The organism is Shewanella indica (genome assembly GCF_002836975.1).
Lineage (GTDB): Bacteria > Pseudomonadota > Gammaproteobacteria > Enterobacterales > Shewanellaceae > Shewanella > Shewanella indica.
This window is the reverse complement of the sequence record NZ_NIJK01000047.1, coordinates 347,309-373,573: the sequence shown is the minus strand read 5'-3', so window position 1 is coordinate 373,573 and position 26,265 is coordinate 347,309. Positions and strand designations below refer to the sequence as shown.

Sequence of the window (26,265 nt, the reverse complement as noted above, 5' to 3'; positions counted from 1 at the left end):
ATGTCGAATGTAGGTTTGGTCATTTGAATATCCTTTTGGGTGTATATTACTCAAATGACACAGATTTATGAACACTACCATAAAAGACATTAATGGGACGTCCCCTTGAACTCATACAAGCCTACAGCATGGCAGAGGCATCCAGCTTATTGGGAAAAGATGCCGACTTTGCTGTGGTGTTGGTTGATGTCGTGATGGAAACCGAAGATGCCGGTCTCAGGTTAGTCAAAGCCGTGCGGGATTTGCTGGGAATATCCGATACCCGTTTTGTACTCTTGACCGGCCAGCCAGGAATGGCTCCGGTCGAATCTGTGATGCAGGACTATGACTTGTCTGATTATGTGCTCAAGTCAGAGCTCGCCAACCGTGGGATACGCAATATACTCACAGGTGCAGTACGTAATTATCATCATCTCAAGACTATTTCTTCTGCTCGTCGTGGTTTGCAGCTCATTGTGGAGTCCAGCAATCGTTTGTTGGGGCTGAGAACGCTTACGCAAATAGCCTCGGTTACTTTGAGTGAAATTGCTAATCTTATCAATGTCGCCGACGAAGGCTTGGTTTGTGTTAATCGCGGCCCTCACACAGTGGATAGCTCAGGTCGGGAGATCTACGAACCCCTAACCATAGCCTGTAGTGGTCGCTTTCGTCAGTATATTAATCGTGCATTGAGGGAATTGCCGGATCCGACTATTCAATCCATGGTTGAGCAGGCACTCAGGGAAAAGCGTTTTGTCAGTACCGATGAAAGCCAGGTGCTATTCTTCCCCAAATCGGCAGCACTGGCTGAGTTTGCCATCTATGTGGCTACCAACCGCACGCTGGATGATACAGAGATGGAGTTGCTTAAAGTTTTTGCGGCCAATGTTTCCAAAGGCTTTGGCAATGTAGCCTTGATTAGCCGGCTCGATAAAGTGGCGTATCTGGATGAGTTGTTGAGAATTCCCAACCGCAGTGCCCTGCTGCGTGAATTGTCCAGGTTGCAGGCTATGTCCAGCGCTGATGCCCATAATCTGCTGCTATTGGATCTCGATCATTTTTCCGGGCTTAACAATTTATTTGGCTGTGTATTTGGCAATCAGGTATTACAGGCTGTGGCTCAAAGGTTACAGGAGGCATTTCCTCAACCGATAGTCATAGGAAGATTGCACTCGGATCTGTTTGCCATTATCGGCCATAAAGAACAGGTCAATATTGACAGGGCCCAAGAGGTGTTTGGCGCGCCCTTTGAAATTGATAATAGTCGCCATATTCTCACCGCCTGCATGACGGAAGTCTCTTTGGCTATCAGTCGTGGGCAGGATCCCGCGGAGTTATTACGAACAGCCGGAACAGGGCTGAGGAATGCCAAGTCTCGAGGCCCTGGAAGCATACAGGCGTTTGATCCTGAATTTGAACATCAAGCCGCCCACAGGTTTAAGTTGATGCAGCGTTTACACAGCGCCATTCAACGTCAGGAGTTTGTGTTGCATTATCAGCCACAGATCGACCTCAATACTGGTGAGGTTGTTGGGGTTGAGGCTTTATTACGCTGGCAGACCGAAGAGGGTATGGTGCCACCCGGCACCTTTATTCCGCTGGCAGAACAGTCGTCCTACATTCACGGGATAGGCGACATAGTGGTTGCTTTGTCCTGTCAGGCTGTGCATGCACTGGATCTGGCAGGGTTTAGCGACATTCTTATCAGCGTCAATTATTCAGCCCGGCAACTGGATAAGCCGGATGTTTTAGAGAGGCTCAAACAACAATGTCGTCTGGCCGGGGTAGAGCCGAGCCGGCTGTGTTTGGAAGTCACTGAAACCGCTATGATGCAGTCTTTTCAACAGGTAGCCAATATTCTCCAGCGTCACCGAACTTCGGGAGGCACAGTGGCGATAGATGACTTCGGCACCGGGCTTTCATCACTCGAATATTTGCTGCAACTGCCGGCCGATCACCTGAAGATTGATATGACTTTTGTCGCCAGGTTGGATGAAGATGAACGTAGTCGCTTCCTGGCATCAATGATTATTGAACTGGGAAGGCGACTGAATATTTCGGTTGTTGCCGAAGGGGTTGAGACTCACAGCCAGGCTAATTGGCTCAGAGAACATGGTTGCCACATAGGTCAAGGATGGTTGTATGGAAAGGCCATGCCATTGGATGAGTTATTGCAGTGGCTCAATAATCGCTGAATGGAATCTTGCTAATGTCGATAGAGTTGCCCGAACAAGCTTTAATGGCACCGCTGAACTCTGAGGGCGTATCTTCAGGACGAACAAGGCGAAATTCTTGGCTGACTTGGGTGAGTTATTTGCTGCCCTGGTGGTTACTGGTGCCACTGGGTAGCTGGCTTATGTATCACTATGCCTCCCAATGGCAGATAGATCAGGTGCGTTATGCCCAGCAGGAGTTGGTAGACAGAGATACTCTGGTACTCAGCGCTACACTTACCAGAGTTCATCAGGACGTCAGTTTACTATCACAGATGACCGCATCGGTATTAGCAGATAACAGGCTCGGTGAGACTGAACAGCTGGAACTATTGCAGCGTCTATTTGTTGACTTCAGCAGCGCCTATCCCAGCTATATGCAAGTGCGCTGGATTGGAAATTCCGGCGTTGAGCGGGTGAGGGTTGACTATATAGATAATCAAAGGCGAGTTGTCGCTGCTGATGCATTACAGGATAAATCATCGCGTTATTATGTCATTGAGGCCAAGCGCTTGGCTTCGGGGGCGGTTTATTATTCTCCTTTTGATCTCAATATCGAAGCCGGTAAAATAGAGATCCCCTATCGACCTACCTTACGTGCTGCTACCAAGGTAATGGACAGCAACGGCAAGGCACTCGGGCTGGCACTATTGAATCTGGATGGCAGTGGTTTACTCGAACGTTTGCGCCAATCCGGTAAGACTATGTTGTTGAACGCTGAAGGCTATTGGTTGCTGTCAACTTTGGGTCACAGAGAGTGGGGCTTTATGTTCGACTCTCCTGAACAGCGTCTGGCAGTTATTCATCCTGAAGTTTGGCGGCGTATACAAGAGGAACCACTGGGGCAGTTCATCGATGAAACCGGGATGTGGACTTTCTCCCGTGTGGCGCCAATACTGAATGGTGACAGCAAGGTCCCCATGCTTTACGCCCTATCTCATGATGAACAGCCACTGCTCATTCAAGCCAGACTACAACGGCTTTATGCCGGTGTTGGTGCAGTAGTTTTTTTATGCATGACTTTGCTGGGGGCGTTTTTAGCGCGCTCCAACCTGCGTTTGGAAGACAAGGCTCATGAGTTACAGCAAAGTAACGCGGCGCTGGCAATGACGTTGGCTCAGTTGAAGACATCGCAGCAGGAGTTGGTTCGTACCGAGAAATTATCATCCTTGGGGTTGATGGTGGCCGGGGTAGCTCACGAACTCAATACACCTATTGGTGCGGCAATGCTGTGTGTTACTGCACTCAATGATAGGCTAGGTGAACTCAAGCGGGATTATCACAACGGTACTATCAAACGCTCGCAACTGGAGGAATTTATTCAATACCAGGAGGAAGGTTTGACTCTGGCCGAACGCAATCTCAAACGCTCGGCACTGCTTATTCAACAGTTTCGTCAGGTAGCTGCCGACAGAGCTAATGCTGACCGGCAAGCCTTTTGGTTGCATGAGTTGGTGACGGACATTCTGGCGCTAAATCATGGTCAGTGGAAACACAGTCATCATAAGCTGACCACTGATATTCCTTCGGATATCCATATGCACAGTTATCCTGGACCTTTGGGGCAGGTACTTCAGAATCTGGTGCACAATGCACTCATCCATGCTTTTGAAGATACTGAGCGGGGAGAGATCCATATCTGCGCCCGTAAACTTCAGCATAAGGTTGAGATCTGTGTGATGGATAATGGTGTCGGGATTGAAGATCAGGATCGTCAGCGAGTGTTTGACCCCTTTTATACTACCAAACGCAACAGCGGCGGCACCGGGCTTGGCCTGCATATAGTGCATCATTTGACCACTGAAGTATTGGGGGGGAGCGTGCGGGTTTCAAGAGGAGTCAATGGTATAGGTACTTCGATGATTTTGCTGTTGCCGCTTGAGCAGGTCGATGGCAAATCGGAAAAGGCTGCTACCGGGAATATGGCTTCCTGAACAAACCGCATAGATGCTGAGCTCTATGGCGCTTGAGAGTGCTTTAAAAACAAAATTGCTGTCTATCTACTCCTTGGCAAGAAAGACACTGACAACACCCGCTGTAACGAAACGGGCATACATAATCACGGAGTTACTCGCAGTAGGTCGGCTTAACTGTTTGCTTTTGAAGTTGTCGTTCGATTGAGGCAGAAAAGGTTGGATGCAGGACGATACCCTTGCTTTTGAGCATAAAAGGTATCGTCCTTGATTGGGAAGTGTAACTTGGATTAAAGCAGGTTGTTTTCTCTGACGTAGGCTTCAAATTCAGTGCAGCCGCCGACGTGCTCTTTGTCGACAAAGATCTGCGGCACAGTCTCAACCGGCTTGCCTACGGTTTTTTCCAGATCGGCCTTGGTGATACCTTCGGCGTGTATATCGACATACTTAAACTTGAAATCATCACGCTTCTCTGCCAGTTGCTCAGAAAGTTGCACTGCACGTACACAATATGGGCAACCTGGACGACCGAAAATAACTACAAACATATTGACTCCCATGGACTTGATTTGCAGCAGTTATACCACAGCTTAAAGGCCTATGCTAAGTTGCTTGATCCCAGGAATGATTTTTCGGTTTGAAACCTGCCTTGATAATCAAAGAAAGTTTGCAATAAATCCCAGCGCCGCGCCTGTTTTTTCAGCAGCAGCATGTCCGGCGCCCGAAATCGCGCCGCATCTTCGACAACTTGTTGTGGTTGGCTGTATTTTGGCAGATTCAGCCCGGGTGTTTTACTGTGGGGGTGGATAAAACAAGCAAACAGTGCCCGGCGTTGAGCACTGGTCTCCATTTTAAAATACTGGTTGAAGTCATTGCCGTCGTAATCCAGATACTGAACTCTGAGACGCCCCTCTTCGGCATGCAGCAACATTTGCTGCACTTTGAACAGGTGGTGATGCTGTTTTGACAACACCTCTTTGAGGCGTTTGTCCGGGTCGACCAGGGTCGATTGGCACTGGTGGCAAATCTTGGCAGCGATATCGTTTTCGGCGCCGCAATCCGGGCATGATTTGGCGCGATAGCGATAATTGCATTGATTATTGTCCTGCAACAGTCCCTGGCAGCGGCGGCCGAAGTGTTCGATGATGTCACCATCCTCATCCGTCTTGCCCCAGAAGATATTGGCAAAACCACACTCGGGGCAGGGAACCTGCACCGGCACCGAGTTTGCCGCTGGCTTGGGAGTGCCAACCTCGGGATAGAAGAGATCAAAGCCGCTGGCGGCATAATCTATGACCAGACAGTCCTGTTTGCCTTCGGCCAGTCTCAGGCCGCGGCCAACCATCTGTTGAAACAGGCTTACAGATGCCGTAGGCCGCATGATGGCAATAAGATCCACATGGGGCGCATCAAACCCGGTTGTGAGCACGGCTACATTGACCAGAAACTTAAGTTCCTGGGCTTTAAAGGCGCGGATGATGGCATCCCTTTGCTGCATATCTGTGGTCGCTGTGATGAGCGCTGCCTGTTCGTCAGCCAGTAGTGTTAGCACTTCTTCGGCGTGACGCACTGTGGCTGCAAAAATAATCACTCCCTTGCGGGTGTTGGCCAGTTGTCTTAGCTGGTTAACAATGGCCTTGGTCGCGCGGCCATTGTGACTGAGCAGGGCATCGACCTTGGCCTCATCGTATTCTCCATTGCCGTTGCTCGGCAGGCTGCTGAAGTCATACTGAGCGCTCAGGCCATCGTAAAGCCTGGGCGGTGTCAGATAGCCCTGCTTAATGAGGGGCCTTAAGGGCAACTCGAAAATGCAGTCATCGAAAATCCCTCGGTCGGGATTACCAACTCGGCCGTGATAGTGGCGGCGATAGATAAATCCCAGTCCAAGGCGATAAGGGGTGGCCGTCAATCCCAGCAGCTTAAGTTTGGGGTTGTGGGATCTGAGGTGTTCAAGCAGTTGTTGATACTGGCTGTCTTGCTCAAGGCTCACTCTGTGGCACTCGTCTATGACTACCAGGGAGTAGTGGCTGTCAAAGGCTTCCAGATTGCGCCCGGCGGATTGCACGCTGGCGACAACGGTTTTGCCTTGGGTGAGCTTTTGCCTCAGACCGGCCGAGTAGATGCTGGCTTCATCGGTCAACAGAGCAACTTTTTCGGCGTTTTGGGCGACCAGCTCTTTGACATGGGTCAGTACCAGTATCTTGCCTTTGGCGATGCGGGCCAGTTCAGCGATCACCAAACTCTTGCCGGCTCCCGTGGGCAGCACTATCACAGCCGAGCCAGACTGAGCGCGGAAATAACGTACTGCAGCATCTACGGCTTGCTGCTGATAATCACGTAGGCGAATGCCGACCTTAGCGGTATCTTCTGCCTGAGTTTTTGTCGTCGCTTTCTGATCTGCTGGCTTTTTACTATCTGTGGACACTGGCTTGCGAAGAGGAGTTGGCCGTGGGGCGAGCTTATCACAGACGCGCCAGGCTTCTGTGGTTTTCCGGGTTTGTTGGCGACTTTTTATCCTCGGACACCACAACTCATCCGCCTCAGGACATCAATGGTTAAAAAAAGCACTTTTTCTAGGCAATTCATTTGCTAAAATGCCTCATGACACTGGTCAAAGACCCGTGGCTAACGTAAAATTTCACGCTTTTACTGTTTTAATTCAAACAGACACCAAAATCGCCGCCTACGGGCAGGCATGCACTGGAAGAGAAGATGCAGCAGTTAACTGAGATCGTAGAACAGGCCTTAGCCGCCATCGAAGGGGCCAGTGATCTGAAAATCCTCGATGACATCCGCGTCGATTATCTTGGCAAGAAGGGCAAGATCACCGACATGATGAAGTTGATGGCGACCCTGAGTCCACAAGAAAAGCCCGCCTTCGGCCAGAAGGTCAACGAAGCCAAGCAAAAGGTACAGCAGTTCCTCAATCAGCGCATTGAAGGGCTGAAAGCCGCCGAGTTGGAACAGAAACTCCAGACAGAGAAAGTCGATGTCACCCTGCCGGGACGTCGCCTGGACAATGGTGGTTTACATCCGGTCACCCGTACCATAGAACGAATTGAAAGCTTTTTTGGTGAGTTGGGCTTTAGTGTCGTACAGGGGCCGGAAATCGAAGATGATTATCATAACTTCGATGCCTTGAATATTCCTGAGCATCATCCAGCTCGGGCTGATCACGATACTTTCTACTTCAATCCCAAGTTAGTGTTGCGTACCCAGACTTCAGGGGTGCAAATTCGCACCATGGAAGTGGAAAAACCGCCGTTGCGAATCATCTCTCCCGGCCGAGTCTATCGTAATGACTATGATATGACCCACACGCCTATGTTCCATCAGGTGGAAGGCCTGCTGGTGGACGAGAATGTAAACTTTGCCGAGCTGAAAGGCATTTTGCACGACTTCCTACGTAACTTCTTTGAAGAGGATTTGGAGATTCGTTTCCGTCCTTCATACTTCCCCTTCACCGAGCCGTCTGCCGAAGTGGATGTAAAAGGCAAGAATGGTTGGCTGGAAGTGCTCGGCTGCGGCATGGTTCACCCGAATGTGCTGCGCGGTGTGGGAGTCGATCCTGATAAATACTCCGGTTTTGCTTTTGGTATGGGGGTCGAGCGTCTGGCTATGTTGCGCTATGGTGTCAACGACCTGCGTGCCTTCTTCGAAAACGACCTGCGTTTTCTCAAGCAATTCAAATAACGGAGCTTTAGTATTATGAAATTCAGTGAATCCTGGCTTCGTGAGTGGGTTAACCCTGCGATTAGCCGTGACGAATTAACTCATCAAATCACCATGGCCGGCCTGGAAGTGGACGATGTCATTGCCGTAGCCGGTGACTTTTCCGGCGTGGTAGTGGGTGAGGTGGTTGAATGTGGTCAACACCCCGATGCCGACAAGCTGCGGGTTACCAAGGTCAATGTCGGTGGCGAAGAGCTGCTGGATATTGTTTGCGGCGCTCCTAACTGCCGTCAGGGACTCAAGGTTGCTGTGGCCGTTGTCGGTGCTGTGCTGCCTGGCGACTTCAAGATCAAGAAAGCCAAGCTGCGTGGACAAGCTTCACACGGCATGCTGTGCTCTTATGGCGAGTTGGGCATAGATATTGAAAGCGACGGCATCATTGAACTGCCGCTGGAGGCGCCTATTGGTACAGATATTCGCGAATATCTGCAGCTCAATGACGTGATTATCGATGTGGATCTTACCGCTAATCGCGCCGATTGCCTGGGTATGGTGGGACTGGCCCGCGAAGTGGGCGTGCTCAACCGACTGAACGTGACCGAGCCAAGTTGGGAAGCCGCCAGTGTCAGTAGTGAGCGTACAGTTGAAATAGAGGTCGCCAACCCGGAAGCCTGCCCAAGATATTTGGGCCGGGTTATCAGTAATGTCAATGTCAAGGCACAAACGCCGGATTGGATGGTGGAAAAGCTGCGCCGTAGCGGTATTCGTTCTATAGACCCTATCGTGGATATTACCAACTATGTGTTGGTTGAGTTCGGCCAGCCGATGCATGCTTTCGATTTGGACAAGATTGACGGCAGTATCAAGGTACGCCTGGGTAACGGTGAAGAGAAACTGACTCTGCTCGATGGCAACGAAATTACTGTGCCAGCCGATACCCTGGTGATTGCCGATAACAGCCAGGCATTGGCCCTGGCTGGTGTCTTTGGTGGTGAGGTTTCCGGTGTCAGCGAGCAAACCCGCGATATCATGCTTGAGTGTGCTTTCTTCGCGCCGCTGGCTATCATGGGCAAGGCCCGTCGTCTTGGACTGCACACCGACTCTTCGCATCGTTTTGAGCGCGGCGTTGATCCAGAGCTGCAGCATAAAGCCATGGACAGAGCCACCCGCTTGGTGCTGGATATCTGTGGCGGCGAAGCCGGTCCTGTGGTTGAAGCCAAGAGCGAAGCGCATCTGCCAAAGGCTGCCGACATTAAACTGCGCCGCAGCAAACTGGATAAACTGCTCGGACATCATATCGATGACACAGATGTTGAACAAATTCTGACCCGATTGGGCTTCCAGGTTGTAAAACAGGGCAGTGACTGGCAGGTGAAAACCGCCACTTACCGTTTTGACATGGCAATTGAAGAAGATCTTATTGAAGAAGTTGCCCGGATTTACGGCTATAACAACATTCCGAACACAGCCCCGCTGGCGCGTCTGTCTATGACAGATCATAAAGAGTCGGATCTTAAATTGAGCCGGGTCAGAGCTTTGTTGGTGGCACGGGGTTTCCAGGAGGCCGTCACATACAGCTTTGTGGATCCCAAGCTGCAAAAACTGGTTCACCCTGATAGCGACGCTATGGTTTTGCCTAACCCGATTTCCAGTGAAATGTCGGCCATGCGCCTGTCCATGTTCACCGGATTGCTGAATGCCGTGGGTTACAACCAGGCCCGTCAGCAGGCTCGTGTACGCCTGTTTGAGACTGGTTTACGCTTTATTCCTGATGCACAAGCAGAATCCGGCGTAAGACAACAAACCATGCTGGGCGCGGTGATCGCCGGGCCCCAGAGCGATGAACACTGGAGCATGGAGTCGAAAACCGTTGATTTCTTCGATCTTAAAGGTGATTTAGAGGCCATTATTGGCTTGACAGTTTCCGAAGCTGAATTTAGTTTTAAAGGAGCGCAGCATCCGGCTATGCATCCGGGGCAATGTGCTGAAATATTGAGAAATGATCGGGTCATAGGCTATATAGGTGCAGTCCATCCCAGCCTCGAGAAGCCTTTTGGGCTGAATGGCAAAACCATAGTTTTTGAGCTGGAATTGGACGCTTTGCTGCAGGCTAAATTGCCGCAAGCCCAGGCTGTGTCTAAGTTTCCAGCCAATCGCCGCGATATCGCCATAGTGGTTGATGAAGAAGTCGCCGCAGGTGAAGTGATGACGCTGATAAGAAAAGTTGGCGAAAATCAGTTGGTTGGCTTAAACTTGTTCGATGTATACCGAGGTAAAGGTGTAGAGCAGGGCAAAAAGAGTCTGGCGATCGCACTTACGTTACAAGATAACACTCGTACACTTGAGGAAAAAGAGATTGCTGAGATGGTTGATACAGTGGTTTCTGCACTCAAGTCTGAGTTCAACGCATCGTTGAGGGATTAAAGTATGGCACTTACCAAGGCCGAAATGGCAGAGCATCTTTTTGAAACGCTTGGTATTAACAAGCGGGTAGCAAAAGAGATGGTTGAAGCGTTTTTCGAAGAGATCCGAACCGCGCTTGAAAATGGTGAGCAGGTCAAGTTATCTGGCTTTGGCAACTTTGACCTTAGGGATAAGAATCAAAGACCGGGAAGGAATCCCAAAACAGGTCAGGATATCCCAATTTCTGCCCGCCGGGTGGTGACATTCCGTCCGGGACAGAAACTGAAGAGTCGCGTAGAAGCCGCTAACAAAGGCAAATAACTGCTCGGTCAGTAATTTAGAACAGGGAAGCCGCTCCTGTGGGTGGCTTCCCTGTTTGTGTCTGTAGAAAGTGCTTCTACCCTGCTGTGTCGCATTTTTAATGCCTGGTTTGGCATTGCATTGGGATTAAACCCAGGGGTTAAACCTTGTCAAATACACCTTCCAAGCCTAAGAAAGGCAAATACTTCGATAGGCGCTTCCGTTGGTCATTGCTGCACCCCAGATTTTGGGGCAGTTGGTTGGCGATAGGCGTACTGGTTCTGTTTGGTCTCTTGCCTGCTCTCATTAGAGATCCTATTGCCCGTGGGTTGTCGCGTTTGGTCAAACGTGTCGCTCATAAACCGATAAGTGTAGCCAGAGCCAACCTTAAAGCCTGTTTCCCCGATAAGAGTGAGCAGGAAATCGAGCAGTTGCTGGAACGCAACACCGAAGCTTTTGTAATGACACTGCTGGCACAATCTGAGCTGATTTTGATGCCAAGCGTTTATATTCGTAAAAGAGTGTTGCTTGAGGGTGAAGAACATATCGTAGCTGCCCGTGAAGCCGGGCAGCCGATTATCTTTATCATGCCTCACGTTTGGGGCATAGAGTATGCCGGCCTAAGACTCAATTTGGACTTGCCCATGGTGTCTATGGCCAAAGCGCATCGGAATGAATTGTTCAACTGGTTCAATAACCGGATGCGTAGTTCGCAAGGCGGCAATATCTATATGCGTGAAGCCGGGATCCGGGCCTTGTTGGCTGAGCTGAAACAGGGCAACAGTTTCTTCTATCTGCCGGATGAAGACTTAGGGCCGGAGCAGAGCGTATTTGCGCCATTTTTAGGGACTGTCAAGGCCACCTTGCCAGTGGTTGGCCGCTTGGCACAGGCAGGTAACGCCCAGGTGATGCCGGTGAAAATTGGTTATGATGACCAAGCCAGATGTTTTCGTTTGACGGTTATGCCGGCGATTGCCCCTGAGTCGATGCAAGGTAAGGAAAATGAAGCCATTGCATTAAACAAGGCCGTGGAGCAGGTGATTACCGCCTATCCCGAGCAATATATGTGGTTTCTTAAGGTGCTGCGTACCCGCCCGGAAGGTATGCCGTCTATCTATTGAATATCAACATAGGCTCGGATTACCAAGGAACTTAATATCATTACTTGTATTTAGACTTGTGTCTCATGCGGTCATTGCCATAGCGGGATAGCTGCTTATGGCAATGACTTTGCGTGCAATACCGGCAGGTTTGTGCTTGATGGTGGGCACTATGCAATATCAGATAATTCCGGCACGACTTAAACGCGCGAGATTAACCCCTTTCAGTACCGCTATTTGATTGACCAACTTATTTACTTCAAAAGCCTGACCTTTGAGGATAATGGTTTCCAAACACTTATGATGGTCTATGTGGACATGGGTACTGCAGAGCACGTGTACTAGATGATTGTGCTGGATTTCAATCAGCTTTTCCGACAAACCTCTCTGATGATGATCGAAAACCAAGGTCAGTACGCCTACAACATCCTCTTTGCTGTTGTTCCATTGCTTATCAACTATCCTGTCGCGAAACAGATCGCGAATATATTCTGAACGTGATTGATAGCCTCGCTCGCGGCTATCATTTTCTATCTCTTCGAACAGTGATTGGGGTAGGGATACGGTAAAACGTTGAGTTTCATCTGTCATGACTGTTTCTTCAGAAAAACACTATTGGTTAGTAGAGCTTACACAAGCTTTGCCACAAAATGTCCTTTTCCATTTTCATTGGGTGTGATCTATAGCAAACTTTTTATCTTTGTTGGTTTTTTGTGCTGTTACACTGAAAGGAATCGGGGTAGTGTTACTAAAAATAAATAAGTAATATCGGCGGGTGGCGTTAGGTTCCGGTCGAACATAACACTGAAAATGCCTTGTGGGCGTTTAATAAACAAGCCTATTTAAGCAATCAAGAGAGCTTGATCATTTCCTGCTGCACCCATTGGCCGGATCCCTAGCTTATATGAATAGTTAGGGTTCGGCTCAAATGATCTGGTTATGCACTGAACTTGAATTGCGCTCTTCTCCTTGGCAAACCAACATACAAGTTAGTATTACTTTGCCGCGGAACCGCCATCATATCCGTCAATAAGTCTAAAAAATTTTAGCCAGGTTCGGGAGTTTCAGGTGTTGCTTTCATCTGTTTATATCAAATCCAAGAGCAAACCCATTTGCCGGTCCAAGCCGCAAAGGTCAGAAAAACTGACACAATCAAAACATGGGTCCAAGTCGACAATATCAACTACCGGATTGCTGTTACTGACTCTGTTGGCAGTAGCTTTGCCTTTCCAGTTGAAAGCGAATACGACCCCAGAGCCCTTGGTCATGGTGCTGGGCGCGGAGCCCGATGGTGGCTTTGACCCCATCCTAGGTTGGGGGCGCTACAATAATCCGCTCATTCAATCTGCCTTGCTGCGCCGCTCAGGCGGCGGCGAGTTTATCGGTGATATTGCCAGCGATTGGACCTTGGGCCCCGACAGGCTCAAATGGACAGTAACCCTGAGGCCTAATCTGCTGTTCAGTGACGGCAGTCCGCTCAACGCAGAGGATGTGGCTTTTACCTTTGAGCAGGCTAGAAATGCTGCCGGTATGCAGGACTTATCCAATTTGGTCAAGGTGGAACAAAAGTCTGAGCTGCAAGTCGAATTCACCCTCAAGCAGGCAGATATCGGTTTTATCGATACCTTGGCCGAGCTGGCGATAGTGCCAAGCGACAGTTACGGCCCGGATTATGGTCAGCATCCCATAGGTTCGGGGCCCTATAAAATGCGCCGCTGGGATAAGGGCCAACAGTTGATCCTGGAAGCTAACCCTAAATATCAGAGTGCCGATCCTGACAATCCGCTGCTGAAAAAGCCCTTTTTCGACAAATTGGTTATCGTCTTTGCCGACGAAGACAGCCGCTTTGCTATGCTCAGAACCGGGCAGTTGCAACTCTCGGCGCTGGCACCCAGATATGCCGATGCCCTGATGGCTCAGGGCAATTATCGCCTGTGGTCACAAACCAGCGTCGATAACCGCGGCATTGCCTGGCCGATGCGGACGGAAGATAACCCGGTCACCAGTGAATTGGCGGTGCGCCAAGCCTTCGATATGGTGATCGACCGCCAGCAACTGGTCGATAATCTGCTGGGGGGCTACGCAAGACCGGCCTGGTCAATTGCCGATGACTTGCCATGGGGCGGCGCGGTTCCCGATTGGGCCGATTGGCAGATGAAGCAGCGTTTACTCAAAGCGTCAGAACTCTTGGCCAACGCCGGTTGGTTACCGGGAGCGGACGGCATTCGCGAAAAGAATGGGCAACGGCTGACATTCCCGCTCTACTATCTGGCCGGTGACAGCATTCGCGAGCAGTTGGCGCTGGCCAGTGCCCAGATGGCCAGAATGGCCGGGTTCCAGGTGGAGCCCAAGGCGGACAGCTGGGAAAATATCTATCGGGTGATGCATCAGGCGCCGGTGCTCTTTGGCTTTGGCAGCCTTTCGGCCAATGAGATGGCGCTTGTCTATGACAGCCGCAATGCCGGTAAAGGCTATTTCAACTCCGGCTATTATGATAACCCGCTGGTCGATAAGGCGCTGGAAAAAGCTCGCGAGGCAGACTCTGTCGACAGTGCGATTGCATTCTGGCAACAGGCACAGCAACAGATAAGCCGGGATGTGCCCTGGAGTTGGTTGGTGAATCTGCAGCATCTGTATGCCGCCAACCCTTGTCTCGATTTGGGGCAACCCTTGGTGGAACCTCACGGTCATGGCTGGCCGATCACCAATAATATCAACCAGTGGCGCTGGCAATGTCCATGAAACCAATGTTGTCTGCCAACAAGCCGATAGTGGCGCAAAAGTGGTCGTCAGTTTGCTGGCGGGGGGCTTTGTTGCGGTCTCTGCGGCTGGCGCTGCTGTTGTTGCTTGCTTGTTTGCTGGCTTTTGTGCTCTTGTCCTTGTCGCCGCTCGACCCCTTAATTCACTATCTGGGCGGTAATCTGCTGGCGGTATCCGATGCCCAGCGCACCCAGATGATCCGCGAGCTAGGGTTGGACACCGGACTCTGGCAGCAGATCAGCAGTTACTTTTCCGCTCTGCTGAGTGGCGATATGGGTCAGAGTCTGGTGTTTCGCCAGAGCGTTTCCGAGGTGATTGCCGAGCGCTTGCCGCTATCCTTGCTGTTGATGGCGCTCTCCTGGGGACTGGCTCTGCTGCTCGGTTATGGCCTGGGACTGCTGTGTGCCATCACCGAAGGGAGTTTCTGCGATCGCTGGCTGAGACGCTTTGCCTGGCTGCTTTCGAGCATTCCGTCATTTTGGTTGGCAATGATAATGATAAGCCTGTTTTCTGTCACTCTGGCCTGGACGCCCGTGTGCTGCGCTGCGCCGCTGGGGCTGAGTTTTGCCGAGCAGAGCCTTGGCAGTATGTTGTTGCACCTTGCTTTGCCCTTGACTGTCCTGACGCTAAGCCAACTCTCACCCTTGGTGCTGCACACCCGGGAAAAGGTGCTGGATCTCTACCACAGCGAATATGTGGGATATGCCCAAAGTCACGGTAAAGGTCGTCTGGCGGTATTCAAGAAGCATATCTTTGCCAATAGTCTAAAGCCCGCGATAGTGCTGCACTTTGCTTCTTTTGCCGAGCTGTTCGGCGGTTCTATTCTCGCCGAAACCGTGTTTAACTTCCCCGGACTCGGTAGCGCCTTGGTCAAGGCCGGACTCGGTAACGATGCGCCATTACTGATGGGGATCACCCTGTTTTCGGCGCTGTTTGTGTTTTGCGGTAACCTGGCCGCCGAGCTTATCAGCGCCAGATTGCAGCGCGGCAGGCTCAGTGGACTTTCGGTTCATGCCACTGGAGTGCAGGCATGATGGGCGGATTAACGCTTTGCTTGAAAAGCCTTCAGGCCAAGGATGGCAGTCGCGTCGCCATCTGGTTTTGGCCGGTTTGCGGACTTTTCTTGCTGACGACACTATGCCTGCTATTTGGCAATCATGCCAGTGAGCTTAACCTGCTGGCCAAGAGTCAGGGGCCATCCTGGGCTCATCCCATGGGGACGGATTGGCTTGGGCGTGATATGGCCGAGCGTAGCGGCGCGGCCATGCTCAAAAGTCTGTGGATAGGCGCGCTGGCGGTACTGCTCAGCAGTTCGCTGGCACTGCTGCTGGCCTTGCTGGCGCAAACCGGCTCCAAGTGGCGTCAAGCTGTATTACTCGGTTGCGATCTCTGTATGTCACTGCCACATCTGTTGCTGCTGATCTTGCTGGCGCTGGCCTTTGGTGGACAGGAATATGGGGTGATTGCGGCCCTGGCTTTGAGTCATTGGCCGAGACTGACCCGTTTACTCTTACTGGAAATGGATGAAATCCTGGCTCAGCCCTATGTCAGTTTGGCTTTGGGTTTCGGCGGCTCCAGGTTAAGCACCCGCATGCGCCACTTATGGCCTCATATCATGCCGCAGTGGCTGATTGGCGGGCTCAACTTGTTTCCGCACGCCTTGCTTCATGTCGCGGCGCTGAGCTTTCTTGGTTTTGGCCTCGACAGCAACGCGCCCTCCATAGGCGAACTGCTGGCTGAGGCCAATCGCTATCTGTTGCTTGGCCAATGGTGGTTGGCGCTGTTTCCCGGGATCTTGCTGCTGAGCTTTGTTTTGCTGTTGTCTAAGCTTGCCGAAAATCTGATCCAGTTTGCCAGAGACGGTATGGCTGCGCCTAAGTTACCGGGCACCAATGCCTTGAGATCTAAAGGTGATTTACTTTCCTCAAGCGATGTTAAACCCGTCGTCGCCATTCATACCCAAGTGACAGATTTAACGCTTAAGGATAGTAGTGGCAGAACCTTGCTGGATGGGCTCAATATTGAGGTGGTTCCAGGACGGGTTACTGCAGTGCTCGGTGAGAGCGGCGCCGGTAAGAGCTTGCTGGCGCTGGCTATCATGGGCAGTTTGCCAAAGGGCATAGCCATGCAATGCGTTGGTTTGATGCGGCCGCAAAAGACGGCGCTTTGCGCTCAGAGTACCCAGGTGCTGGACGCCAACATTAAGATAAGCGAATTGCTTGACTGGTACAGTGATGATGCCATGCGCCCTTACCGGCAGGCTCTGTATGACGAGCTGGGTATTACAGCGGAGATCTTGGCGGCTTATCCCCCCATGCTCTCCGGCGGTATGGCCCGGCGGGTATTATTGGCCCAGGCCCTATTGCAAGCGCCGGATCTATTGCTGGCCGATGAGCCTTGTTGCGGTCTGGATGAGCTTGCTGCCACTGAGCTTTACGCCTTACTCAACGACTTTGCCAGCGGCGCCTTGCAGCAGCGGCTGGGTTTAGACGCCAGCCCCAAGGCGGTACTGGTTATCAGTCATAACCTCAGGGCCGTGTTGGCCTTGGATGCCGAGCTGTATCTGCTGCGCCGCGGTCGGCTCACCGAGGTGACGGATAGCGCCAGTCTGCGGGGGGGTATTGCCGGGCATAAGCCGGGAGATGAATGTGAGAGTGACGGCTGCTATAGTCACACCTTGCTGGCGGCGTTGCCGGAAAACTGGCCTGCCGGCAGCTGTCGCTTGGCTGATGCTGAACCAAAGAGCGGTCCCAAGAGTCACCTCAATAGCCGGCTCGATAATCAAGCTGCCAGTCAACCCGTTGGCGAACCCGCTAGTCAACCTGCTGGTCAACAAAAGCCCCATGGTGACAGCCTGGAGAGTTTCAGCAACTCGCCTTGTCGGAGGCGTGCATGAGTCTAAATTCTTTGCATAACAAACCGGCTCAATCCGGCTCTGCCTTGGCGCTTGAAAGCGCGCCTTTGCCTTCTGCATCCTTATCGCCGCTGCTTTCACTCAGTGGTGGCTTGGCCTATCGGGGCAGCAAGGTGATTGAGCTGCCTGATATCGCTATTAATCGCGCCGAGATTCTCGGGATCTGGGGTGACAGTGGCTGCGGCAAGTCCACTATGGCCGCGATACTCACAGGCTTGATGCCGCTTGCGGCGGGAAAGCTTGAGTGCAGTCAGGTGCTAAAGCAGGTTGGCGGCCGCCCTTCACCCATTCAGTGGGTTATTCAGCAGCCGGAGCAGGCGTTCAACCCCAGATTGACCCTGGCGCAATCCTTGAATGAGAGTTGGCAGGGGCGTGATTATGCTCATCTCTTGCCCATGCTCGGCGTGGCCGAGTCTGAATTCAGGCGCTGGTTGGCATCACGCCCCGGCGGCCTTTCCGGCGGTGAGCTGCAGAGGCTCAATATTTTAAGGGCAGTGGCGCCGGAAACCCGGCTGCTTATCTGTGATGAAATCACGGCCCAGCTGGATATGCTGAGTCAGCAAAGGCTTTGGCAACAACTGCTGCAAATTGCCCGTGATAAACAGCTGACGCTACTGGTGATCTCTCACGACAAACCTTTGCTCGGCGCGGTTTGCGACAGAGTACAGCCCTTTAAGCCGGTGTAAAATACGTAGCTAAACTTGATATCCAGCCAATAAAAAACGCGCCCGGAAGCGCGTTTTTTTGGATAAGAACTCGTTAGAAGTTGGCGCTTCTTGGGGCGCGAGGGAAGGGGATCACATCGCGGATGTTGGAAACACCGGTAACGTAAGACACCAGACGCTCAAAGCCCAGACCGAAACCTGAGTGAGGCACAGTGCCGTAACGACGCAGATCTCTATACCACCAGTAATCTTCCTTGTTGAGATTCATCTCGGCCAGGCGCATATCCAGTACGTCCAGACGTTCTTCACGCTGTGAACCGCCGATAATTTCACCAATGCCGGGGGCCAATACGTCCATCGCTGCCACTGTCTTGCCATCTTCGTTGAGACGCATATAGAAGGCCTTGATATCTTTTGGATAGTTCTTCACGACCACAGGAGCCTTGAAGTGCACTTCGGCCAGATAACGCTCGTGCTCGGATTGCAGATCTATGCCCCATTCGACATCATACTCAAACTGCTTGCCGCAGTTTTTGAGGATCTCAACGGCATCTGTGTAGTCCACCTGGGCAAAGTCACTGCTGACAAAGTTTTCCAGGCGCTCAATCACGCCTTTATCGACGCGCTGGGCAAAGAACTGCAGGTCGTCCATTCGCTCTTCCAGGACCGCCTTGAAGGCGTACTTGAGCATAGCTTCGGCCAGACCGGCAATGTCGTTCAGATCGGCAAAAGCCACTTCCGGCTCAACCATCCAGAACTCGGCCAAGTGGCGGCTGGTGTTGGAGTTTTCAGCACGGAAAGTTGGGCCAAAGGTGTAAATCTTCGACAGGGCACAGGCGTAGGTTTCACCGTTGAGCTGACCCGATACGGTCAAAAATGCCTCTTTACCGAAGAAGTCTTCTTCGTAATTTACCTTGCCATCGGCGGTACGTGGCAGGTTTTCCATGTCCAGCGTTGATACGCGGAACATTTCACCGGCGCCTTCACAATCGGAGGCGGTGATAAGTGGGGTAGAAACCCAGATAAAGCCGTTTTCGTGATAGAAGCGGTGAATCGCCTGTGACAGGCAGTTACGTACTCGGGCAACCGCGCCAATGATGTTGGTACGTGGACGCAGGTGCGCCAGTTCCCTCAGGTGTTCAACCGAGTGACGTTTGGCCGCCATAGGATAGGTATCAGGATCTTCCACCCAACCTGTGACTTCCACTTGGGTCACTTGCAGTTCAAAGTCCTGGCCTGAGCCTGGGCTTTCAACCACTTCACCTGTGACAATCACGGAGCAGCCGGCAGTGAGCTTCAGCACTTCGTCATTGTAATTGGGTAAGCTATTTGGCACCACGCCCTGGATAGGATCGAAACAGGAACCATCATAGACGGCAAGAAACGAGATGCCGGCCTTGGAATCACGACGGGTTCTTACCCAGCCACGTACAGTGACCTGTGAACCGACCGCATGCTCACCTTTAAATACAGATGCGACAGATGCAATGCTCATTATTGCTTAGTTCTCCAATGAAACGTTTTTATGCTTCAATTCGGCTCCGAAAATAGTTCGAGAGCAGAAATCAGGCAAATCCCTGACTATATTGATGACACAGGAAAAAATTTGGAGGTTAATATTACCTTGCTGGTGGCTTTTCTCAAGCTGAAAAAGGTATTCTGGGGACAATATCCCCCTTCAGACGGAAGGAGTTTGGATGAAAAAGGTCAAAATCTTTCAATATCTGTTGGCGAGCCTGTCGATTATTGGTTGGTCACTGGCGATTTACGCCCTGCTGATATTTGATAAGGCGCGGCCTGACAGGGCCGTAGGCTATTTCTTCAGCAAAGGGGCGCCGGTGCGTTTGTACTGGGACCCTCAGCAGACCATGCTATTGGAATATATCATCTGGGCTTGCGCTGCCATCAGTTTCATTAGTCTGGCTTTCAACTGGTATGTGGCTCATCACAGCCGCTTGGGTTATTGGTTCAATATTCCACTGTTGCTGCTCTCATCCACCGCCGCTGGCTTGTATCTGCGTTTCTTTATCTAAGGAAGGTGTGAATAAGTCCTCGCGGCCTTCTCTTTTGTAGAGAGTGGCTTACACAGCAATTGGCATTCAAGGCATCTGACTGAAGGCATGCCGGGGCCTGTCAAAGTCTTCCCTAACTGCCTTTATGCTGTGCTGTCAGCGCAGTTGTCGACAAAGCATATCGATAATCGCCGCGGTGGCGCCCCAGATAAAGTGCCTGCGATAGGGAATAAAGGTGACAGGGTAGAAATGGCCGCGGCGCTCGAACATAGCCGTGTGACGATTTTCCTCTTCCAGTAAAAACGCCAGCGGCACCCGAAATAACTCCTGCACTTCGGCCGGGTCAATTTGGGCCTCAAAGGGTGACTTTACCCAGCCAAGCACTGGGGTGATCTCAAAGCCGGTAAAGGTGGGATGATTGGGCAGTTGACCTATGATTTCGACATTATCCGGCGCCAAGCCTATCTCTTCTTCAGCTTCTCTGAGGGCTGTCATGATAAGGTTCTGATCTTCGGCTTCCGGTTTGCCGCCGGGAAAGCTCACTTGACCTGGATGAGCCTTAAGATGCTTCGGTCTCTGGGTCAGGATAAGCTCCGGCCCCTGCAAACCCGGCTCCAGCGCGATAAGTACCGCCGCGGCCCTGAGTTTGGCCGGGAGCAAAGGACTTGAATGGTATCGACTCAGGGCCCTGAGTTGAAAACGGGTCAGCAGCTCGTCTTTATCCATAGCGTCCTTGAAGTCGATTGAAGTATTCAATAATCAAAGCCATTGCTGTTCAGTCTTCGCAAAGAACTATCATCAAGCTTAAATGGCAAGCTTAAGGCTAAGGCGAGTCTGGCTCAGGGGTCAATAGCGGCAGTATTCGACTCACTTTATCATAGGTTTCCTGATATTCGGCATCCACGTCTGAGTCGGCTACTATACCGCCGCCGGCCCAGCAATAGAGTTGTCCGGAATCGGCAACCAGGGTTCGAATGGTGATGCTGCTGTCCATTTTGCCATCCTGACTCAGATAGCCGATGGAACCGCAGTAGAGTGAGCGGCGACTGGGTTCCAGTTCTTCGATAATTTCCATGGCGCGGATTTTGGGCGCGCCTGTGATAGAGCCGCCGGGGAAGGCGGCCCGCAGCAAGTCTGTGGCCTGATAACCCGGTGCCAGTTCGGCGGTTACTGTGCTGACCAGATGGTGCACCGCCGGAAAGCTTTCTATGGCAAACAGATGCGGCACGGCCACACTGCCTGGGCTGGCGACCTTGCCGATATCGTTGCGCAGCAAGTCCACTATCATCAAGTTTTCGGCTCTGTCTTTTTCTGAACTTGCCAGCTGTTTGGCAAGTACCTTGTCTTGCTGTTCATCAGCACCGCGGGGCAGGGTGCCCTTGATGGGCTTGGTTTCAATATGGCGATTGGAATCCAGGGCAATAAAACGCTCGGGTGAGATGGACAGGATGCAGTTGTGCTCCAGGCGAATAAAGGCAGAGAAGGGCGCGCCGTTGGCTTGTCTTAGCTTACGATAGGCTTGCCATTCATCACCTTGATAGTCGGCCTGGAATCTTTGGGTCAGATTGATTTGATAGCAATCGCCGCTGTGAAGATATTGCTGCACTTGGGCAAACTTGTCGCCATATTGCTCGCGGCTAAGCTGCGAGCGCCACTCACCACTGAGCCGGAACGCTTTCTGGTCAAGGTGCTTATTGGGACTGTTTGCGACTTTGGACGTCAGCCGCGACAGGGTGTCAATCAGCGCCTTTTCACCGCGGTAGTGCACCAGCTGCCAGCACGCTGATTCCTTATCTCGAATAAGGGCCCAGTTATAGAGGCCGACATTCATCTCCGGCAGAGCGATATCTGCTGCGGCCAGTTTCGGCAGTTTTTCCAGTCTGCGGCCAAGATCGTAACTGAAGGCGCCAACAGCGCCGCCGCTGAAAGGCTGATTGACCGGCATAGCGTTGGGAAAATACTGTTGCAGCAGTTGTTGCAGCAAGGCAAAAGGATCGTCACTTGAGCGGCGCACGCTGCCTGCCTCAGCGATTTGGGTGGTTTCACCTGTGGTGACTAGCGTGGCTATTGGCTCGGCAACTATGATGTCGTATCTGGCGTCATTGTGCTGGGCATCGGCCGAATCCAGCAGCATGGCCCAAGGCTCACCGCTGAAGTGGGAAAACAGCTCTAAGGTTGAGAGTTGCCAGTCAAGAACGCGAATGGCGGGAGGGCAAATAGCCTGCTGGTACATCGAACGACCCTATCTGAAAATGTGATGTAGCCCAAAAAGGAACGAAAGAGTATCATAACGGCCACAAAAAACTAATAAAACCACCCCTGGCCCTTGGTGAAAACGCGTTGTATCACGGCTTTGCTGTCGTTTTGAGCATTTTTGTGTCGCAAAACCGACAAGCGGAGCCTGAAATTCAAGGCTTTGGCTTGAATCTCTGTTGAGCGTTGATCCTGAGCTGAAGGGGCGGATCCTTAGGCTAATGGAGCGCCAAACATGTCTGTAATCAAGCAAGCTGACTTTATCGACAGCATCAGTGATGCCCTGCAATATATCTCCTATTACCATCCCAAAGATTTTATCGATGCCATGGCCGCCGCCTATGAGCGTGAGCAGAGCCAGGCTGCCAAGGATGCAATTGCCCAGATTTTGATCAACTCGCGCATGTCTGCCGAAGGACACAGACCCTTGTGCCAGGATACCGGTATTGTGACCTGTTATGTCTATCTGGGAATGGGCGTGCAGTGGGACAAGACAGATATGACAGTGCAGCAGATGGTGGATGAAGGCGTGCGCCGCGCTTATACCAATCCTGATAACCCGCTGCGGGCCTCAATAGTGGCCGACCCGGCTGGCAGCCGCAAGAATACCCGCGATAACACACCTTCCGTGGTGCATATTCAGATGGTTCCCGGCGATCATATCGAAGTGGCCATTGCCGCCAAGGGCGGCGGCAGTGAAAACAAGGCCAAGATGGTGATGCTCAATCCATCTGACGATATCGCCGCCTGGGTTGAGAAGACACTGCCAACCATGGGCGCCGGCTGGTGTCCTCCGGGTATGCTGGGAATAGGTATTGGCGGCACCGCCGAGAAAGCCGCTGTGCTTGCCAAGGAAGCCTTGATGGAGAGCGTGGATATTCACGAGTTGATGGAACGCGGCGCCGAAACCACGGAAGAGAAGCTGCGTTTGGATATCTTCGAGCGTGCCAACAACTTAGGCATTGGTGCCCAGGGCCTGGGCGGTTTGACAACTGTGCTGGACGTTAAAATCAAGACAGCGCCAACCCACGCTGCCTCCAAGCCTGTGGTGATGATCCCAAACTGCGCCGCCACCCGCCATGTGCATTTCCATCTTGATGGCAGCGGCCCAGCCGAGTTGACTCCGCCAAGCCTTGATGACTGGCCGGAAATCACCTGGGAAGTGGGTGAGAGCGTGCGCCGGGTCAATCTCGATACCGTTACCCAGGAAGAGATTGAAAGCTGGAACAGCGGCGATACTCTGCTGCTCTCGGGTAAGATGCTCACCGGCCGTGACGCGGCTCACAAACGGATCCAGAGCCTGATTGAAAGCGGTGAAGGCTTGCCAGAAGGAGTTGATTTCACTGGTAAATTCATCTATTACGTCGGTCCAGTCGACCCGGTAGGTGATGAAGTGGTTGGCCCGGCCGGCCCGACAACCGCTACCCGTATGGATAAGTTTACCGATCTTATGCTGGATAAGACGGGTCTAATGGGCATGATAGGCAAGGCAGAACGTGGTCCGGCAACAGTCGAATCTATCCGCAAGCACAAGGCGGTATACTTGATGGCCGTCGGCGGCGCCGCTTATCTGGTGTCCAAGGCGATTAAGCAATCTCGCGTGGTGGCGTTTGAAGATCTCGGGATGGAAGCCATCTATGAGTTTGACGTCAAGGATATGCCTGTTACTGTAGCGGTTGACTCCAACGGGGTGAATGCGCACGAAACCGGCCCGGCGATCTGGAAGGTGAATATCCAGAACGCCAAGGCTTAAGCTGAACCTTGAGGGGCCTGTTGGCCCCTTTTGCATTGCAATCAACAACCAATAAGAAGATTTATAATGAAAACCAACCCACTATTGATGGCGCTGCTCGCCGCAGGTCTGGCTCTGCCGGCGCTGGCTGCCGATAAGGCACCTTTTACTGTCCAGGATCTGGTCAAGCTCAACAAACTCCATTCTGCCGCTGTATCCAATGACGGCACCAAGCTTATCTACGGCCTGAAGAAGGTCACCGACGATGGCAGCAGCTCAGATCTTTATCTTTTGGATCTCAGTGACAAGAACGCGGCTCCCAAGCAGCTGACTTCTGCACCAGGTACCGAGCATGATGTGGCCTTCAGCAGCGACGACAAGCAAGTCTATTTTATCGCCGCCCGTGATGGCAGCAGCCAACTGTATCGCTTGCCACTGGATGGTGGTGAAGCCCAGGCCGTATCTGATTTGCCTCTGGGTATCGACGGCTACAAATTATCGGCCGATGGCAAGCAGGTGGTGATGAGCATTCGTGTTTTTCCCGAGTGCGACACCCTGGAATGTTCAAAAGCCAAGTTTGATAAAGAAGCCGAGCGCAAGAGTACAGGTCGTGAATACGATCAGTTGATGGTGCGTCACTGGGACACCTGGTCTGACCATGCCCGTAATCACCTGTTTGTGGCGCAGCTTGAAAACGGCAAGCTGGGTAAGCCGGTGGATGTGACCAAGGGCCTGGATACCGAAACCCCACCCAAGCCATTTTCCGGCATGGAAGAGGTGACATTCAGCCCGGATGGCAAATATATTGTCTACAGTGCCAAGGCACCGAGTAAAGATCAGGCCTGGACCACCAACTACGATCTCTGGCAGGTGCCGGTCACAGGTGGCAAGGCCAAGAATCTCACCGAAGATAACCAGGCCTGGGATGCTCAGCCGGTGTTTTCCGCCGATGGCCGCTACCTGGCCTATCTGGCGATGAAAAAGCCCGGATTCGAGGCCGACAGATACCGCATCATGCTCAGAGACACAGTCACGGGTCAGAGCAAGGAAGTGGCGCCCATGTGGGACAGAAGCCCGGCCTCGCTGAGCTTTGGTAAAGATAACAACACCCTGTATGTGACCGCTCAGGATCTGGGGCAGGTGTCTGTATTTGCCATCAACACCCAGTTTGGTGATGTGCGTGCCATCTATAACGATGGCAGCAACAGCCTGGTGGGTCTGGCGGGCGATCGTTTGATCATCAATCATAAGTCTTTGGTGGAACCGGGCGATCTCTACTCCATCAACATGGAAGGGCAAAACCTGACCCGTTTGACTGAAGTCAACAAGGCCAAGCTGGACAAGGTCAAGTTCGGTGAGTTCGAGCAGTTTAGCTTCAAGGGCTGGAACAACGAAGAGGTGTATGGTTACTGGCTCAAGCCTGCTAACTTCAAGAAAGGCAAGCAGTATCCGGTGGCCTTCTTGGTACACGGCGGCCCACAAGGTTCATTCGGCAATAGTTTCAGCTTCCGCTGGAATCCTCAGCTGTGGGCCGGTGCCGGATATGCCGTGGTGATGGTGGATTTCCACGGCTCTACCGGCTATGGTCAGGCCTTTACCGATTCCATCAGCCTGGACTGGGGCGGTAAACCTCTGGAAGATCTGCAAAAAGGTCTGGCTGCGGTTGCCAAACAGCAGAAGTGGATCGATGCCGATAACGCCTGCGCCCTCGGCGGCTCCTACGGCGGTTACATGATGAACTGGATCCAGGGTAACTGGAATGACGGTTTCAAGTGCCTGGTTAACCACGCGGGCTTGTTCGATATGCGCTCCATGTACCATGTGACCGAGGAACTCTGGTTCCCTGAGCATGAGTTTGGCGGCAGCTACGAGCAGGCCAAGGATCTTTATGAGAAGTTCAATCCGGCCAACTATGTGGAAAACTGGAAGACTCCTATGCTGGTGATCCACGGTGAGAAAGACTTCCGGGTACCTTACGGTCAAGGCTTGGCGGCGTTCAGCTATATGCAGCGCAACAATATCCCTTCTGAGCTGCTGATCTATCCGGATGAAAACCACTGGATCCTCAACCCCAATAACCTTGAGCAGTGGTACGCCAAGGTGCTGGGCTGGATGGACCGCTGGACCAAGTAGAACAGGGAAACGTAGCACAAGCTTGGTTATATGTTGCAGCGACATATACAGTTTATAGCCACAGATGCTGACTTAAACCACAAAGAGCCAAATCCGACGACTTCAGGTTGTCGGATTTTTTGTGTCTATAAGTAAAAATTTGATATCAGCGACGGTTAATAGCCGTTTTTAATAGGATGTTTTGCTAACAGAGAAAACGCTATCTATACGACAAGC

General features: G+C 52.0%; 19 protein-coding genes. 13 read left to right on the top strand and 6 right to left on the bottom strand.

Annotated features, from left to right (window positions below):
* Positions 1-92: 92 nt before the first annotated feature.
* Together CX650_RS17370 and CX650_RS17365 are read left to right on the top strand one after the other, a co-directional pair.
* Entirely contained in the window at positions 93-2,174 is a 2,082-nt protein-coding gene (locus CX650_RS17370) for a putative bifunctional diguanylate cyclase/phosphodiesterase (protein WP_101096531.1), read from the top strand.
* Between the two features lie 110 nt (positions 2,175-2,284).
* Positions 2,285-4,126 (top strand): sensor histidine kinase, encoded by a 1,842-nt coding sequence (locus CX650_RS17365; RefSeq protein ID WP_167388655.1) that lies wholly within the window; start codon positions 2,285-2,287, stop codon positions 4,124-4,126.
* A gap of 269 nt (positions 4,127-4,395) precedes the next feature.
* Here the strand turns inward: CX650_RS17365 and CX650_RS17360 are convergent, their stop codons facing one another.
* The gene (locus CX650_RS17360) at positions 4,396-4,653 is read right to left on the bottom strand and encodes a GrxA family glutaredoxin (protein ID WP_025009626.1); all 258 of its coding nucleotides are present in this window, start codon (positions 4,651-4,653) and stop codon (positions 4,396-4,398) included.
* A 50-nt stretch (positions 4,654-4,703) separates the two neighbouring features.
* Positions 4,704-6,452, bottom strand: a complete 1,749-nt coding sequence (gene radD / locus CX650_RS17355; protein WP_101096551.1) for a DNA repair helicase RadD — start codon at positions 6,450-6,452, stop codon at positions 4,704-4,706.
* 365 nt (positions 6,453-6,817) lie between these two features.
* Between radD and pheS the strand changes: the two genes are divergently transcribed.
* The 4 genes from pheS to lpxM all read left to right on the top strand — a co-directional run bounded on the left by pheS (position 6,818) and on the right by lpxM (position 11,601).
* The gene (gene pheS / locus CX650_RS17350) at positions 6,818-7,798 is read left to right on the top strand and encodes a phenylalanine--tRNA ligase subunit alpha (RefSeq protein WP_039035284.1); all 981 of its coding nucleotides are present in this window, start codon (positions 6,818-6,820) and stop codon (positions 7,796-7,798) included.
* A 15-nt stretch (positions 7,799-7,813) separates the two neighbouring features.
* Positions 7,814-10,201 carry a phenylalanine--tRNA ligase subunit beta gene (gene pheT, locus CX650_RS17345; protein ID WP_101096529.1) on the top strand — a complete coding sequence of 796 codons (2,388 nt, stop codon included), beginning with the start codon at positions 7,814-7,816 and terminating at the stop codon, positions 10,199-10,201.
* Between the two features lie 3 nt (positions 10,202-10,204).
* Positions 10,205-10,501: an integration host factor subunit alpha gene (ihfA, locus tag CX650_RS17340; protein ID WP_025009628.1), complete on the top strand. Its 297-nt coding sequence runs from the start codon at positions 10,205-10,207 to the stop codon at positions 10,499-10,501.
* A 146-nt stretch (positions 10,502-10,647) separates the two neighbouring features.
* On the top strand, positions 10,648-11,601 hold the full coding sequence (lpxM, locus tag CX650_RS17335) for a lauroyl-Kdo(2)-lipid IV(A) myristoyltransferase (protein WP_101096528.1): 954 nt from the start codon (positions 10,648-10,650) through the stop codon (positions 11,599-11,601).
* Positions 11,602-11,760: 159 nt separating this feature from the next.
* Here lpxM and nikR read toward each other — a convergent pair whose 3' ends face one another.
* Complete coding sequence (nikR, locus tag CX650_RS17330) at positions 11,761-12,171, bottom strand: nickel-responsive transcriptional regulator NikR (RefSeq protein ID WP_039035281.1); 411 nt, start codon at positions 12,169-12,171, stop codon at positions 11,761-11,763.
* A 642-nt stretch (positions 12,172-12,813) separates the two neighbouring features.
* Between nikR and CX650_RS17320 the strand changes: the two genes are divergently transcribed.
* The 4 genes from CX650_RS17320 to CX650_RS17305 are packed head-to-tail and all read left to right on the top strand — an operon-like array spanning position 12,814 to position 17,940.
* Positions 12,814-14,322 (top strand): ABC transporter substrate-binding protein, encoded by a 1,509-nt coding sequence (locus CX650_RS17320; protein WP_229799937.1) that lies wholly within the window; start codon positions 12,814-12,816, stop codon positions 14,320-14,322.
* Complete coding sequence (locus CX650_RS17315; RefSeq protein WP_229799934.1) at positions 14,313-15,374, top strand: ABC transporter permease; 1,062 nt, start codon at positions 14,313-14,315, stop codon at positions 15,372-15,374. Before CX650_RS17320 ends, CX650_RS17315 begins: the two co-directional genes overlap by 10 nt.
* A complete protein-coding gene (locus CX650_RS17310) occupies positions 15,371-17,236 on the top strand; it encodes an ATP-binding cassette domain-containing protein (protein ID WP_101096526.1) in 1,866 nt (621 codons plus the stop codon). Before CX650_RS17315 ends, CX650_RS17310 begins: the two co-directional genes overlap by 4 nt.
* On the top strand, positions 17,233-17,940 hold the full coding sequence (locus CX650_RS17305; protein ID WP_101096525.1) for an ATP-binding cassette domain-containing protein: 708 nt from the start codon (positions 17,233-17,235) through the stop codon (positions 17,938-17,940). Before CX650_RS17310 ends, CX650_RS17305 begins: the two co-directional genes overlap by 4 nt.
* Positions 17,941-18,013: 73 nt before the next feature.
* On the opposite strand, the gene asnS is transcribed toward CX650_RS17305, so the two are convergent.
* Complete coding sequence (gene asnS, locus CX650_RS17300; protein WP_039035280.1) at positions 18,014-19,414, bottom strand: asparagine--tRNA ligase; 1,401 nt, start codon at positions 19,412-19,414, stop codon at positions 18,014-18,016.
* Positions 19,415-19,616: 202 nt separating this feature from the next.
* Between asnS and CX650_RS17295 the strand changes: the two genes are divergently transcribed.
* On the top strand, positions 19,617-19,952 hold the full coding sequence (locus CX650_RS17295; protein WP_039035279.1) for a hypothetical protein: 336 nt from the start codon (positions 19,617-19,619) through the stop codon (positions 19,950-19,952).
* Between the two features lie 135 nt (positions 19,953-20,087).
* Here the strand turns inward: CX650_RS17295 and CX650_RS17290 are convergent, their stop codons facing one another.
* Positions 20,088-20,657, bottom strand: coding sequence for a CoA pyrophosphatase (locus CX650_RS17290; protein WP_039035278.1), 570 nt, complete (start codon positions 20,655-20,657; stop codon positions 20,088-20,090).
* A 97-nt stretch (positions 20,658-20,754) separates the two neighbouring features.
* The gene (pabB, locus tag CX650_RS17285; protein WP_101096524.1) at positions 20,755-22,164 is read right to left on the bottom strand and encodes an aminodeoxychorismate synthase component 1; all 1,410 of its coding nucleotides are present in this window, start codon (positions 22,162-22,164) and stop codon (positions 20,755-20,757) included.
* A 255-nt stretch (positions 22,165-22,419) separates the two neighbouring features.
* Between pabB and CX650_RS17280 the strand changes: the two genes are divergently transcribed.
* Both CX650_RS17280 and CX650_RS17275 read left to right on the top strand, forming a co-directional pair.
* Positions 22,420-23,937 (top strand): fumarate hydratase, encoded by a 1,518-nt coding sequence (locus tag CX650_RS17280; RefSeq protein WP_025887332.1) that lies wholly within the window; start codon positions 22,420-22,422, stop codon positions 23,935-23,937.
* Between the two features lie 66 nt (positions 23,938-24,003).
* Positions 24,004-26,049 (top strand): dipeptidyl-peptidase 5, encoded by a 2,046-nt coding sequence (locus CX650_RS17275; protein WP_101096523.1) that lies wholly within the window; start codon positions 24,004-24,006, stop codon positions 26,047-26,049.
* Positions 26,050-26,265: the final 216 nt, after the last annotated feature.